We start from the raw sequence: 14,108 nt of genomic DNA, 5'->3' as shown, positions 1-14,108 counted from the left end.
CGCAGGCCTGGGTAGCATCGAAGTATGGATCCGTTGCTGCTCGCCGTCGAGTTGTGGTGGGTCGCGCCCATCGCGGCCGGAGGGGTCGCCGCCGGCGCGGTCGGGTTCCGTCGTCGAAGCACGAAGAGCGGCCGACGCCTCGAGTACGACGCGGCTCGACACGACCTCAAGTCCGCCCAGCAGACAGCGGTCGAACGACGGATGGCCGTCAAGCTCGCCCGGGCCGACGTCGCCCGCATCTCGGCGGAACGCAGCGCGCGTCGGGCCACACCCGAGCAGGTCGCCGGCGCCAAGCGGATGCTGCGCGCCAAGGAGAACGACGCCAAAGCCGCGTCCGCAGACGTCCGCGCGAAGCAGGTGCGCCTCAGTGCCGCGCGTGCGGCGATTCCCGCAGCCTCCGCACCGCGTCCCTTGGAGCGCCTCCAGGCCCAGCACGAGGCGATCGTGGTGCGCTGGATGAGCTACGAGACCGATGCAGGCCTGCAGATCGCGTATCCGGCCATGACCGACGTCAGACAGCCAGCCACAGCGGCGTATCTCCGGGCGGCAGCCCACGCGGTCGAGATGCGTCGCGCCGCCACCGGGCGGGTCAGCGCTGCGGACTTCGCCGCATACCGCGATGCGGTCGCCGACCTCGAGAGGGCCTTCGAAGCGGCCGAGCACGCCGCGAGGCTGCAGGCGGGCGAGACCCCGTCGGCGTCATCGAACTGGCAGAACGCCGCGCAGGACGTCTTCAGCCGATCGGCAGAGGCCATCGATCGTGCCGCAGGCGCCGCCGCGTCGGCCATCGCCGCGTGGAACGAGCGCAAGCGGCCTGACAAGCGCTGAGCGCCGCCCCCACTCGCGAGGCGGCGCTCGATGCTCGCACCGGGACGGTGCCTCAGGCTCCGATCGTCCGTGACGCGATCAGCCGCCTGTACCAGTGCCCCGAGTCCTTGACGGTGCGTTCGAGCGAGTCGAAGTCCACGCGCACGATGCCGAACCGCTTGGCGTAGCCGTAGCCCCACTCGAAGTTGTCGAGCAGCGACCACACGAAGTAGCCCCGCAGGTCGACACCCCGCTGGATCGCACGATGAGCGGCGGTGAAGTGCCGTCGCAGGTAGTCGGTGCGCTGAGGATCCGGCACGGAGCCGTCCGCTGCGACCTCGTCATCGAACGCGGCGCCGTTCTCGGTGACCATCAGCGGTTGCGCGGGGAACTGCTCCGCCAATGAGACGAGCAGCTCTTCGAGCCCTTCGGGGGCGATGTTCCACCCCATCGCCGTGTAGGGCCCCGGCTGCTCGACGAACTCGACCAGCTGATCGCTGCCCGGCCACGCAGTGCCTCCGGCCGTGCCCTTGTGCCCGTCGTTCTGCTGCTTCTCCGACACCCCGTCCCACAGCCTCACTGTCGCCGTGGAGTAGTAGTTCACTCCGAGCACATCGATCGGCTGATTGATGGTCGCGAGATCGCCGTCGTGCACGAACGACCAGTCCGTGACCGAGGCCGTGTCGTCGAGGAGGTCCGCGGGGTACTCCCCGCGCAGCATCGGGTGCGTGAAGGCACGGTTCGCCAGAGCGTCGATCCGGCGCATGGCCTCGTCCGCGCCGTCGCCGACACCACGCAGCACGTGGAAGTTCAGCGTCACCGAGTAGTCGGGGTCGCCGGTCGACGTGGAACGGAGCGCCTGGATCGCGCGCCCGTGCGCGAGGTTCAGATGGTGCACGGCAGCGAGAGCAGAGGCCGGCTCGTGGCGGCCCGGCGCGTGACCTCCCTGCCCGTATCCCAGATACGCCGAGCACCAGGGCTCGTTGAGCGTGGTCCAGGTGTGCACACGGTCGCCGAGCGCCGCGCCCATGATCGACGCGTATCGCTCGAACGCGTCTGTCGTCGATCGTGAGGTCCACCCGCCGGCATCCTCGAGGTACTGGGGAAGATCCCAGTGGTAGAGGGTGGCCACTGGTCGGATGCCGCGCTCGAGCAGCCCGTCGACGAGACGAGAGTAGAAATCGATGCCCGCCTGGTTCACCGAACCGTCTGCCGTCGGCACGATCCGCGGCCAGGCGATCGAGAAGCGGTACGCCTGCAGTCCGAGTTCCGACATCAGATCGAGGTCTTCATCGACGCGGTGGAAATGATCGCAGGCCACGTCGCCGGTGTCGCCGTTCCACACCTTGCCCGGTGTCCGACTGAACGTGTCCCAGATCGACGGCGTCCTGCCGTCCACGTCGGCTGCGCCCTCGATCTGGTACGACGCGGTCGCCGATCCGAACGTGAAGCCCTCGGGCAGCACGAGTCCGGATCCGCGGTAGTCATCGGCGGGGGAGAGAGTCACAGGGTCACCTCGGACAGGTCGGTTTCGTAGATCTTCTCACGGCCGTCCGGGGCCGTGACGGTCACCGACGTCGATCCCGATCCACCGGGGAACACCCGCAACTGAAGGCCATCGTGATAGTCGTAGTCCGGTCGGTCGGTGCGGGCTCCCCAGGGGAGCGCTGTGCCGGGTCGCACATACAGCGGAAGCGAGTCGAAGGAGTGCGTCTCGCGGCGCCAGCCGCCCCCCGTGACCGTCTCGCCGCTGAGCAGCGACGTCCACTCGCCCTCCGGCAGATAGAACTCCACGGCTCCGTCCTCCGAGAAGACGGGCGCGATGAGCAGGTCCGTGCCGAGCATGTACTGCCGGTCGAGGTATCCGACGGCCGGATCGTCGGGGAACTCCAGCTGCATCGGACGCATCACGGGCAGACCGGTTCTCGAGGCGATGATGCCCTGCTGATACAGATACGGCATGAGCTGCATCTTGAGGTGCGTGAATCGCCTCGTCACATCGACGGCCTCCTCGTCGAACGCCCACGGCACCCGGTACGAGCTGGAACCGTGGAAGCGCGAGTGCGAGCCGAGCAGACCGAAGGCCGTCCAGCGCTTGAACACGCCGGCATCCGGTGTGCCCTCGAACCCGCCGATGTCGTGGCTCCAGAAGGCGAAGCCGCTGAGTGCCAGCGAGAGCCCGCCACGCAGGGTCTCGGCCATCGATGCGTAGGTCGAGGTGGAGTCGCCGCCCCAATGTACCGGCATGCTCTGTCCGCCTGCGGTCGCCGAGCGTGCGAACAGCACGGCGTCGTCGGCGCCGCGCGCCTCGACGAGCACATCGTGGACCGCGCGGTTATAGAGATCGGTGTACAGGTTGTGCATCCGCTCGGGGTCGGAGCCGTCGGCCCAGACCACCTCGGTGGGGATGCGTTCGCCGAAATCCGTCTTGAAGCAGTCCACACCCTGCGCGATGAGGTCGCGGAGCTTGGACTGGTACCAGGCGGTCGCATCGGGGTTCGTGAAGTCGACGAGTCCCATCCCCGCCTGCCAGAGATCCCACTGCCAGACCGATCCGTCGGCCCGCCGCACGAGGAAGCCCTGATCCGAGGCCTCGCGGAACAACGGCGAGCGCTGTGCGATGTACGGGTTGATCCACACGCAGACACGCAGGTCCTTGTCGTGCAGTCTCGACAGCATGCCCTCGGGGTCGGGGAACACGCGGGAATCCCAGACGAAGTCGGTCCAGTTGAACTCGCGCATCCAGAAGCAGTCGAAGTGGAACACCGACACGGGCAGCTCACGCGCTGCCATCTCGTCGATGAACGAGTTGACCGTCTGCTCGTCGTAGTCGGTCGTGAAGCTCGTCGACAGCCAGAGTCCGTAAGACCAGGCGGGCACCACCGGCGGGCGACCGGTGAGAGCGGTGTACCGCCCCAGGACGTCCTTGGGTGTGGGACCCGCGAACACGAAGTACTCGAGCACCTCGCCCGATACCGAGAACTGCACGCGCTCGACCGACTCCGATCCGATCTCGTACGAGACGTGGCCGGGGTCGTTCACGAGCACGCCGTAGCCACGGTTGGACAGATGGAAGGGGATGCTCTTGTACGCCTGCTCGCTGGAGGTGCCGCCATCGGCGTTCCAGATGTCGACCGACTGGCCGTTCTTCACCAGCGGCCCGAAGCGCTCGCCGAGACCGTAGATCAGCTCGCCGACTCCGAGGTCGAGCTGCTCGTGCGCGAAGACGGATCCGTTCGGGGTCGAGCCACCCTGGCGCGCATTGTCGACGATCCCGGCATCGACCTGTGCGTCCGGGGCGAGTCGTACGTATCCCTGGGCCTTGTGCCCGCTTCCGGTCACGCGCCTGCCGTCGACCTCGAACGCGAGATCCCAGGGTGCGCCGTGACTGACGCGAGCCACGAGCGAGCCTGCGTCGAGGATGCCGCCAGCCTCGGTGATCGATACGGACGCCGCCCCGGAGCCTGCCCCGGGCAGATCGAATCCGCCGTGCCAGCGGCCGCCTTCGTGATGCGCGATCCGCACCCGCACCACACCCTCGGCGGGGGAGGAGAGCGTCGTGGTCAGCACCGGACGGTTCAAGGTGTCGCCGCGTTTGGCGATCACCATGGTGGGCGCCGTGATCACGATGCCGGGGCCGTCGGGGGTGTCGGTGGTCTCGGCGATGTCGTAGGCCTCCTGCGCGTAGAGCGCGGTGACGCCCGGACGCAGTTGCCAGAACCCGTCGGTGAACTTCATTACTTGACTGCTCCTGCCGTGATGCCGCGTGTGAGGGTGCGCTGGAAGATGAGGAAGAAGATGAGCGTGGGGATGATGCCGAGGAGCGCCGAGGCACTGGTCGTCGTGACGTCCATCAGTCGATCGCCCTGCAGCACGCTGATCGCGACGGGGACCGTCTGGTTCGCGTTCGAGGCGAGGAAGGTCAGCGGGATGAGGAACTCGTTCCACGTCCAGATGAAGAAGAAGATGAGCAGCACCGACAGCGTGGGGCGGCTGATGGGGAAGACCACGCGCCAGAGGATCTGCCAGCGGCTCGCGCCGTCGAGCGAGGCGGCCTCGAGTATCTCCTTCGGGAACGTGCCGTAGACCGACGACAGCAGGTAGGTGCCGAAGGCCGCCTGGATCACGGTGAAGACGATGATGACCGACCACACGTTGTCGTACAGGCCGACGGACTTGAACATGTAGTAGAGCGGGTAGAGCAGAGCCTCCTGCGGCAGCAGGTTCGCGAGCAGGAACAGCAGCACGATCCAGCTGCGCCCGCGGACGCGGCCGATCCCGATGGCGAAGGCGTTCAGCATCGAGATGACGACGGCGAGAACCGAGACGACACCCGCGATGAAGAGCGAGTTCCAGACCTTCTCGGGGAAGTTCACGCGCTCCCAGAACTTGATGATCCCGCCGAAGTCCAAGGTCTCGGGGAAGGCGAGAGGACCGGACGTCGCGTAGTCGACGGGGGACTTGAACGAGTTGACCAGCACGAGGTAGAACGGAGCGACGATGAGCAGCGCGCCGATCACGACGAGCGCGAGCATGAGCCAGTCGATCGGACGCTTCTTGGTCATTCCGCCGCGGGCGCGGGTCTTCTCCGGCTTGCCGGTGACGATGGCGGTGGTGGCGTGCATCAGAGACCCGCCCTTTCCTTGCGCTCGAGCGAGTTCTGCACGCGGATGAAGATGATCGACACGATCACCACGACGATGGTCAGTACGGTGGCGATGGTCGCGCCGTAACCGACGTTCCGCTTGGTGAAGAACTCCTGATAGGCGTAGTAAGCGGGCACCAGGGTGGCTCCGGCGGGGCCGCCGCGCGTGATGATGTACACGGGTCCGAAGACTTTGAGGGCGGCGATCGTGCAGGTGAGCGTGACGACGAAGATCTCCGGGCGGATGATGCTCATCGTGATCGCGGTGAAGCGCTGCAGCCAGTTCGCGCCGTCGAGCTCCGCGGCTTCGTAGAGCTCTGGGTCTACGCGCTGAAGCGCCGCCATGAAGACGACGACGGGGTAGCCGAGCTGCACCCACACCATGACGACCATCAGCACGATGAGGGCCGAGGGCATCTGGCCGAGCCAGTCGTAGGCGGGGATGCCGAACCATCCGAGGATCTGGTTCAGCGCCCCGTCGCCACCCGGCCGGACGATCCAGCCGATCACGATGCCGGCGACGGCGATCGGGAGGATCTGGGGGAGGTAGTACGTCGCTCGCAGGAAGCTGCCCACCTTGCCCCCGAACTTGCGCCCGACGACGTCGAAGAGCAGCGCAGCGACGATCAGTCCGACGATCGTCGGGACGACGACCATGGCGATGATCATCCACACCGAGTTCGTGAATGAGGTCCAGAAGTCGCTGTCGGTGAGGATCTTCTGCCAGTTCTCGAGACCGATGAACTCCGGTGTGCGGACGCCCTTCCACTTCGTGAAGGTCAGATACACGTTCCAGATCAGCGGGACGATGACGACGACGAGGAGCAGGACGAAGCCCGGGAGCAGGTACATCCAGTAGGCCCCGGTCCCACCGCTGCGCTGCGGGATCGACGGCTCTTCGGGCGGCAGCTTCGTGCGGCCCTCGCGGCGGGTGACGAGTGACATGTTCATCTCCAGGAGGATGCGGGGGCGACGCCGTGCGGCCGTCGCCCCCGCGAGCGGATCAACGGAATTCGGACGTGCCCTCGTCGTACTGCTCGCCGAGGTTCGTGTTCGTCGTCTCAGCGTCCTGTGTGCCGGTTATGAGGCCCTGGAGCTCCTGCACGATCACGTCGTAGAACCCGGGAGCGGGCCAGTCCGGGTAGAAGGCGAGACCGTCGGCATCCAGCACGCCGTTGAACGTCTCGATCAGCGCCGCGCTCTTCTCGTCGGTGATGTCGGCCGTGTCGGCCGCGACCGGGAGGCCGCCGTTGTTGCCGATGATCGCCTGGATCTCCGGACGCATCGTGATGTCGATGAACTCGTAGGCGAGCTCCTTGTTCGCGGCGTTCTCGGGGACGACCCAGAGGTTGCCGGACGAGCCGAGCGAGAGGTCTGCGCCCGGGAAGGCGGTCATCGTCCAGTCGAAGCCGGTGGCCTCTGAGACGAAGCGGCCGAACCACCATGAGCCTGACACGAAGATCGGCGAGGTGCCGTTGATGAACGAGACGCCCGCATCCTCGGCCTTGACCGAGGAGACGTCCGAGGCGATGTAGCCCTTGTCGACGTACTCCTTGAGTGTCTCGGAGGCGGCGGTGACCTCAGGGCCCTGCCAGTCGACCTCGCCGTCGTAGAGCTGGTAGGCGTCTACGAATTCGCGGTCGCCTTCGAGCAGCGCGAGCTGATACCAGAGTTGTCCGAGGGGATACTCGGCGCCGGCCTCGGCGAGCGGGGTGACGCCCTGCGCGACGAATGCGTCGAGCACGTCGACGAACTCCTCGTAGGTGGTGGGGATCTCCAGTCCCGCCGCGGCGAAGGCATCCTGGTTGTAGTACACGCCGACGAACTCGCCGTAGTTCGGGACGCCGAACCAGGTGTCGCCGCCCATCACGCCGTCTTCCGAGTACTTCGCGGTGGTCTGGAGCGAGGGGGCGAGTTTCTCGTCCCATCCGTACTCGTCGACGGCATCGGAGATGTCGGTGATCAGGCCCGTGGAAGCCAGGAACCCCGCCGTCGCATTGCCCTTGTTGAACTCCATGAGGTCGGGGGCAGCGTCCGTGTCGAGCACCTGGCTGGCGGTCTTCTGGATCTGCTCGAAGGACTTCTCCTCGAACTCGACGGTGGCTCCGGTCTCCTCTTCGAAGATCGCGATCGCCTCGTCCCAGGCCTTGCCCATGGCGCTGTCCGCGCCCTCGTAATGCCAGAGCTTGAGGGTGTCTCCGTCGCCGCCCTCGTCTGCGGAACCGGCGGTGCAGCCGCTCAGAGCGATTCCTGTCGCGGTGAGCGCGGCGAGAGCCGCCAGCGTCTTCGTCCTGCGGGTGGTGCGTGCCATCGTCGGCACTCCTTTCTCAGTGGCCCTGGGGCCGGACACATCAATGGGTCGGGTGTTCAGTTGTGATCAGGCAGTCGTCGAAGCGTTTCGATGACCGCGATGCGGGCGCGATCTCCGCGCGCGGTCACTCTCGAGCGGGAGCGACCGAGCCGGCGGGGTGGTACTCGGGAGGAATGAGGTGGATCTGGGCGGGCGTGCCCCGTTCTTCCAGATGTCGCACGGCGAGATCGACGGCGAGCTCGCACGACTTCTGCGGCACGAGCGGGATCGTGTCGATCGGCACCGCGAGCGAGGAGGTGTCGAACGATGCGGCTGCCGAGATCACCGACACGTCGTAGCCCACCGTCAGCCCATGTGCCGCGATCGCCTCGAGAAGAGTCTCGTGGACGTCGCCGACGGCGTGAACGATGAACGCGCGGACGCCCCGACTCAATGCCAGCTCAGCAGAGGCGCGGACAGCGGCGATGTCGGTCGTCGTGTCGCCGGTCGTCGCCCAGTCGAGGTCGACTCCTCGCTGGGCCGCCCGATCCTGCACGCCGAGGAGCAGTCGTCGGGGGAAGTTCGACTTGCGGTACGAGACCTCCGTCTGGCCGAGCAGCGTGACGGACGTGTGACCGGCATCGGCCAGTCGATCCACCGCGAGATGGCCCGTGCCTTCGAAGTCGAGGTCGACGCACGTCAGACCGTGCGCGTCGTCCGGGATCCCGATGAAGACGCTCGGTGAGCGCAGGGACCGGGCGATGTCCGCGCGTTCGTCGTCCGGCGCGACGTCGAGCACGAGGATGGCGTCGACCAGGTTGCTCGCGGCGACCCGGTTCATCCCCTCGGATGCCTGCTCGTCGGTCAGGAGGAGGATGTCGTAGCCACGGCGACGGGCGGCCACCGCTGTCGCGAGCACGAAGGCCATGTGGGTCGGGGCGTGCGTATCCGCTCGCAGGGGCTCGGTGAGTCCGAAGATCTGCGTGCGTCGACCGGCCAGCATCCGTGCTCCGGCGTCGGGCTCGTAGCCGAGCGTCTGCACCGCGTCCTCGATGCGCCGACGCGTCTTCTCCGAGACCGGGCGCTTACCGCTGAGCGCGTAGGAGACCGTGCTGATCGACACTCCGGCAGCCTCGGCCACCTCGTGAATCGTCGTCATCGGGACTCCATCGTCGCTGTCATCACATCGTCGAAGCGTTTCGCTTGTGCTTCCGAAAGCGATGATAGGCCGAGGCGGAGACTGCGCGCAACCCTTTTGTGGCTGCTCGCAACAAATTAGGCGCCAGGGTCGCGGGAGCGGTCCCACCACGGAACCGGAGAGGGCGACGGAGCCTCGATGGGGGAGGGGATTCGAGACCCCGCCGCCGGTCTACGAAGTGAGACGGATCTGGGCGATGACTTCGGAGTACTCGGTCTCGCCGACGGGAGTGAATCCGACGCGCAGGAAGAACGCCTCCGGGCCGTCTTCTCCGGCCTCGTAGATGACGTTGACGTGGTCGAAGCCGCGGGTGCGGGCTTCTTCGAGCAGACTCTCGACGGCGAAGCGGCCGACGCCCTTGCCCTGGCCCTCGGCGTCGACGTTGATGCGCCAGAGCACCGAGCGGAAGTGCTCCTCCGGGGCCTCGGGGTCGAAGTTCGCGCTGACGAACCCGACGACCTGGTCGTCTTCGAGGACGACCCGCTGCCAGGAGGTCTGCGGGTTGATGACCGTCGCCGCGATGCCATAGGACACCGGAGCGAGGAACTGCTCCTGTCCGGGCTTGAGCGACAGGTTGTTCACGGCGACGATCGTCGCAGCGGAGAGTTCGACCATGCGCAGTTCGGACATAGTCACAGGCTAGCCCCTCGATGGGTCTCCGCGCAGAAACCCTCGACTTTCGTCAGGGGTGCACGCGCGCGGAATGCCGGAAGTCGATGTCCGCCCCACCTCGCGGCGAACGTGCGCCGGGAGCGCCTCAGGTATCTTGGTATCGAGACAAATCTGCCCTCGCGAACGGAGAACCTCCTGGTGACCGACGACGCCATCATCTACACGTACACGGACGAGGCTCCGGCACTCGCCACCGCCTCCCTCCTGCCGATCATCAAGGCCTACACGGGACAGGCGGGTATCGAGGTCGAGACCCGCGACATCTCGCTCGGCGGACGCATCCTCGCAGCGTTCCCGCAGAAGCTCACGCCGGAACAGCAGGTCGGCGATTCCCTCGCGGAGCTCGGTGGCCTCGCCACACTGCCCGAGGCGAACATCATCAAGCTGCCGAACATCTCGGCCTCGATCCCGCAGCTCAAGGGTGCGATCGCCGAGCTGCAGGCTCAGGGCTACGACATCCCGGATTTCCCGGACGAGCCGTCCTCCCTCGAGGAGAAGGACGTCCGCGCGCGCTACGACCGCATCAAGGGCTCCGCGGTCAACCCGGTGCTCCGTGAGGGCAACAGCGACCGTCGCGCCCCGCTCGCGGTGAAGAACTACGCCAAGAAGCACCCGCACCGCAACAAGCCGTTCGCGGAGGGGTCCAAGACCCGCGTCGCCACGCTCGGTCACGACGACTTCAAGAACAACGAGCGCTCATGGGTCGCGGCCCATGACGACGTCCTGAGCTTCCGCCACACCGCCGCAGACGGCACGGTGACGATCCTCAAGGAGGGCCTCAAGGTCCTTCCGCGCGAGATCATCGACGCCACGTTCCTCTCGGCCGCGCACCTCGACGCCTTCCTCGCGGAGACGATGGAGACGGCGAAGAACGACGACATCCTCTACTCGGTGCACCTCAAGGCCACGATGATGAAGGTCAGCGACCCGATCATCTTCGGCCACGTCGTGAGGGTCTTCTTCAAGGACGTGTTCTCTCAGTACGGCGACAAGCTCGCTGAGGCAGGGCTCAACCCGAACGACGGTCTCGGCTCGATCCTCTCGGGCCTCAGCTCCGTCGCCGGCGGCGAAGAGATCGCCGCAGCCTTCGACCGCGCGCTCGCCGAGGGCCCGCGCGTCTCGTACGTGAACTCCGACAAGGGCATCACCAACCTGCACGTGCCCAGCGATGTGATCGTCGACGCCTCCATGCCCGCGCTCGTGCGCAACGGCGGCAAGCTGTGGGGCGAGGACGGCGGCGAAGCCGACACCCTCGCGGTCATCCCGGACTCGTCGTACGCGAGCGTCTACCAGGCCGTGATCGACGACGTGATCGCGAACGGCCCGCTCGACCCCGCCACGATCGGAACCGTGCCGAACGTGGGCCTCATGGCTCAGGCGGCTGAGGAGTACGGCAGCCACGACAAGACCTTCGAGATCGCCGCCCCCGGCACGGTGCAGGTCCTCGACAGCGAGGGCACCGTGCTGATCGAGCACGAGGTCGGCGCCGGCGACATCTGGCGCGCGACGCAGACGAAGCACATCCCGGTCATGGACTGGGTCAAGCTCGCCGTCACGCGTGCTCGCGCATCGGGCGTGCCCGCGGTGTTCTGGCTCGACGCGAACCGCTCGCACGACGCGCAGATCATCGCCAAGGTGCACCAGGGCCTCGCGACGCTCGACACCAAGGGCCTCACCATCACGATCCTCGCCCCCGAAGAGGCCACCCGCTACACGCTCGCGCGCATGCGTCACGGCCTCGACACGATCTCGGTGACCGGCAACGTGCTGCGTGACTACCTCACCGACCTGTTCCCGATCCTCGAGGTCGGCACCAGCGCCAAGATGCTGTCGATCGTCCCGCTGCTTGCAGGCGGAGGGCTGTTCGAGACCGGCGCCGGGGGCTCCGCACCCAAGCACGTGCAGCAGCTGGTGGAGGAGAACTACCTGCGCTGGGATTCCCTGGGCGAGTTCTTCGCGCTGGCCGCTTCGCTGGAGCACTTCGCGGACCGCACCGGAAACGAGAAGGCGCGCGTCCTCGCCGAGACGCTGGACGCGGCGACCGGCACCTTCCTCGAAGAAGACCGCTCGCCGGGGCGCGCTCTCGGCACGATCGACAACCGGGGCAGCCACTTCTACCTGGGCCTGTACTGGGCTCAGGAGCTGGCGAACCAGACGAAGGATGCCGAGCTCGCAGCATCGTTCGCTCCGATCGCCGCCACGCTCGCGGAGAATGAGGAGAAGATCGTCTCCGAGCTCAACGCCGTGCAGGGCAAGCCCGTCGAGATCGGCGGCTACTACCGCCCCGACGACGCACTGGTCGAAGCCGTCATGCGCCCGTCCACGACGCTGAACGGCATCGTCGACGCACTGAGCTGACACGGATGAACGAAGGAGGGGCCGGATGCGTGAGCATCCGGCCCCTCCTTCGTCGTTCTGCCCGAGTCTTTCGCGGGAGGCGTACCGCCCGCTCAGCCGGGGACGAAGCTCAGTAGTGGACCGCGACCTCGAGGCCGACAGGGGACCATTCGTAGACGTACTTGGCGACGTCGATCGGCATGTTCACGCACCCGTGGCTGCGGGGGTTGCCGAAGTCGTTGTGCCAGTAGGTGCCGTGGAAGCCCTCGTCGCCGTTGAAGTACGTGACCCAGGGGACGTTCGGCGTCTCGGTGATCGACCCGTCCGGTTCGCGGCTCTTCATCGTCTGCTCGCGCACATGCGCATACACCCGGAAGTTGCCGGTGTCGGTGGGCGTCGCGCTCTTGCCCGAGGAGATCGCCCACGAACGGACGACTGCGCCGTTCTCGATGAGGGTCGCCGTCTGAGAGCTCAGGTCGACATCGATCTTGCGCACCAGGTTGACCGATTCGAACGGGGTCTCGGCGACTTCGATCGGGAAGACGCCCTCTCCGGCCTCCAGCTTCGCAGCGACATCGGATGCGAGGGTCGAGGTGTCGCCGATCGTGCGGCCGTTGGTGCCTTCGGCGACGGTGCGGAGCACTTTGCCGGCCGAGTCGACGATGTTCGTGGCGTTGACAGGGGCCCGATCGACGGCAGCGGGAAGGGAGTCGATCGTCGTCTGGATCGCCGCCTCGTCTGCGACGATGCTCAGCTCACCCTCGTCGTCCACGACCGAGAACCAGGTCGATGCGGTGGCCGGGTCGACGGGGACAGTGCGCTCTTCGCCGATGTAGAAGCCGATCGAGCCGAGCATCGTGTTCAGCGAGGTGGCGAAGGTCGTGGCGTCCTCGTCGGTGACGGCGGGGGCGGCTTCCGCCGGACCGCCGGAGAACTCGAGGCTCTTGCCGCCATCCGCGATCGTGGCGACGATGGCGGCGGTGAGGCCGTCGACGTCGACGGCAGTGCCCGTCGCCGACGGCGTGATCGCATAGCCACCGCCTGCGGCGTCGAAGACGACGCCGGCGTCGACCGGATCTTCGAAGCTCGTCGGCACTGCCTCGCGCAGTGCGGACTCCGCTGTGGCGGGGTCGAGGGTGATGTCGGCGGCGACGGGTTCGCCCATCCAGGCGCCGATGTTCCAGAGCGGTCGCTCTGCGAAGGCCTGGTCGGCGAGTGCGTCCGCGTCGATCGCGGCCCCCAGGTCGGCTCCGGTCAGCACGACGTCGTCGCCGGCTCCGGTGAGAGTGACCTCGGTCTCGGCGACGTGGCTCTGAATGGTGTCGGCGGCGGCTCCGGGCGTGAGCCAGCCGACGGGGATCCCGGCAACCGTGGTGCCAGGGGCGATCAGGATCATCGATGCGGCGCCTGCGCCGATGGCGAGGGCCCCGACGCCGAGGCCGATCCACAGGCCGAGACGCTTCTTCTTGGGGGCGGGCTCGTTCGGCGCCCAGGCGAGTTGCTGGTCGCCGCTGCTCGGCGGCTGGGAGTCTGTGGGTGCGTCACCGGAGCCGGCGGGCGCGACGGTCTGCAGCTGGTCACCGGAGGCGGTCGCCTCGGTCAGCTTCTCGGTCTTCGCATCCTGCGCTGAGATCAGATCGGTCACGAACATCACCCCCCGGTTTCTCGCGTGTCCTTACCGATATGCTACGCGATCGCGTATAACGGGGAGGCAACGGTCCGTGGACCTGTGGAAACGGTGCTCGCGTCAGTCAATGACGACCGCGAGACCGTCGATCTCGACAAGCATCTCCTCGCGCGGGAGGCCCGTGAAGACGGTGGTGCGCGACGGCAGGACGCCGCTGGGCGTGTGCGCGGTCACGAAGGCGCCGTATGCGTCGTTCATGATCGCGAAGTCCTCCCGCTTGGTCAGATACACGCGCAGCATGACCACATCGTCGAACGTCGCACCCGAGGCCTCGACGATCGCCTTGACGTTCTCGAGGGTGCGCGTGGTCTGAGCCGCGACATCGCCCGGGAAGAGATACTCGTTCGTCTCGGGATCGACGGGGCCCTGCCCGGAGACCTGCACGATCGGCCCCTTGCGGATGCCCTGCGAGAACGTGTGGGCGGGGGCGGGGGCGGCGTCGGTCGACACTCGGATCTTCGCGGTCATGATC

At 67.0% G+C, this 14,108-nt stretch carries 11 protein-coding genes; 2 read left to right on the top strand and 9 right to left on the bottom strand.

The features are described 5' to 3' along the window. Positions 1 to 24 precede the first annotated feature (24 nt). The gene (locus tag ACIP5T_RS06790; protein ID WP_400861738.1) at positions 25 to 828 is read left to right on the top strand and encodes a hypothetical protein; all 804 of its coding nucleotides are present in this window, start codon (positions 25 to 27) and stop codon (positions 826 to 828) included. 52 nt (positions 829 to 880) lie between these two features. Here ACIP5T_RS06790 and ACIP5T_RS06785 read toward each other — a convergent pair whose 3' ends face one another. The 7 genes from ACIP5T_RS06785 to ACIP5T_RS06755 all read right to left on the bottom strand — a co-directional run bounded on the left by ACIP5T_RS06785 (position 881) and on the right by ACIP5T_RS06755 (position 9,570). Next, entirely contained in the window at positions 881 to 2,314 is a 1,434-nt protein-coding gene (locus ACIP5T_RS06785) for a GH1 family beta-glucosidase (RefSeq protein WP_400861736.1), read from the bottom strand. After that, positions 2,311 to 4,545 carry an alpha-xylosidase gene (yicI, locus tag ACIP5T_RS06780; RefSeq protein ID WP_400861734.1) on the bottom strand — a complete coding sequence of 745 codons (2,235 nt, stop codon included), beginning with the start codon at positions 4,543 to 4,545 and terminating at the stop codon, positions 2,311 to 2,313. The genes ACIP5T_RS06785 and yicI overlap by 4 nt, the downstream gene beginning before the upstream one ends. Further along, positions 4,545 to 5,432, bottom strand: a complete 888-nt coding sequence (locus tag ACIP5T_RS06775) for a carbohydrate ABC transporter permease (protein ID WP_400861732.1) — start codon at positions 5,430 to 5,432, stop codon at positions 4,545 to 4,547. The genes yicI and ACIP5T_RS06775 overlap by 1 nt, the downstream gene beginning before the upstream one ends. Then, positions 5,432 to 6,397, bottom strand: a complete 966-nt coding sequence (locus ACIP5T_RS06770) for a carbohydrate ABC transporter permease (protein ID WP_400864655.1) — start codon at positions 6,395 to 6,397, stop codon at positions 5,432 to 5,434. Before ACIP5T_RS06770 ends, ACIP5T_RS06775 begins: the two co-directional genes overlap by 1 nt. A gap of 58 nt (positions 6,398 to 6,455) precedes the next feature. Then, on the bottom strand, positions 6,456 to 7,763 hold the full coding sequence (locus ACIP5T_RS06765; protein ID WP_400861730.1) for an ABC transporter substrate-binding protein: 1,308 nt from the start codon (positions 7,761 to 7,763) through the stop codon (positions 6,456 to 6,458). Positions 7,764 to 7,887: 124 nt separating this feature from the next. Then, complete coding sequence (locus ACIP5T_RS06760; RefSeq protein WP_400861728.1) at positions 7,888 to 8,901, bottom strand: LacI family DNA-binding transcriptional regulator; 1,014 nt, start codon at positions 8,899 to 8,901, stop codon at positions 7,888 to 7,890. A 210-nt stretch (positions 8,902 to 9,111) separates the two neighbouring features. Further along, positions 9,112 to 9,570 (bottom strand): GNAT family N-acetyltransferase, encoded by a 459-nt coding sequence (locus tag ACIP5T_RS06755; RefSeq protein WP_400861727.1) that lies wholly within the window; start codon positions 9,568 to 9,570, stop codon positions 9,112 to 9,114. Positions 9,571 to 9,750: 180 nt separating this feature from the next. Between ACIP5T_RS06755 and ACIP5T_RS06750 the strand changes: the two genes are divergently transcribed. Beyond that, entirely contained in the window at positions 9,751 to 11,970 is a 2,220-nt protein-coding gene (locus ACIP5T_RS06750; RefSeq protein ID WP_400861725.1) for an NADP-dependent isocitrate dehydrogenase, read from the top strand. A gap of 109 nt (positions 11,971 to 12,079) precedes the next feature. Here the strand turns inward: ACIP5T_RS06750 and ACIP5T_RS06745 are convergent, their stop codons facing one another. Further along, positions 12,080 to 13,600, bottom strand: a complete 1,521-nt coding sequence (locus ACIP5T_RS06745) for a L,D-transpeptidase family protein (RefSeq protein ID WP_400864652.1) — start codon at positions 13,598 to 13,600, stop codon at positions 12,080 to 12,082. 96 nt (positions 13,601 to 13,696) lie between these two features. Beyond that, positions 13,697 to 14,104, bottom strand: coding sequence for a RidA family protein (locus tag ACIP5T_RS06740; protein ID WP_400861723.1), 408 nt, complete (start codon positions 14,102 to 14,104; stop codon positions 13,697 to 13,699). Between the last annotated feature and the right edge of the window lie 4 nt (positions 14,105 to 14,108).

The sequence above is a fragment of the Microbacterium sp. NPDC088619 genome (assembly GCF_044752825.1).
Classification (GTDB): domain Bacteria; phylum Actinomycetota; class Actinomycetes; order Actinomycetales; family Microbacteriaceae; genus Microbacterium.
Note: the sequence above shows the minus strand (reverse complement) of the source record. Positions and strands in the feature narration are given on the sequence as shown.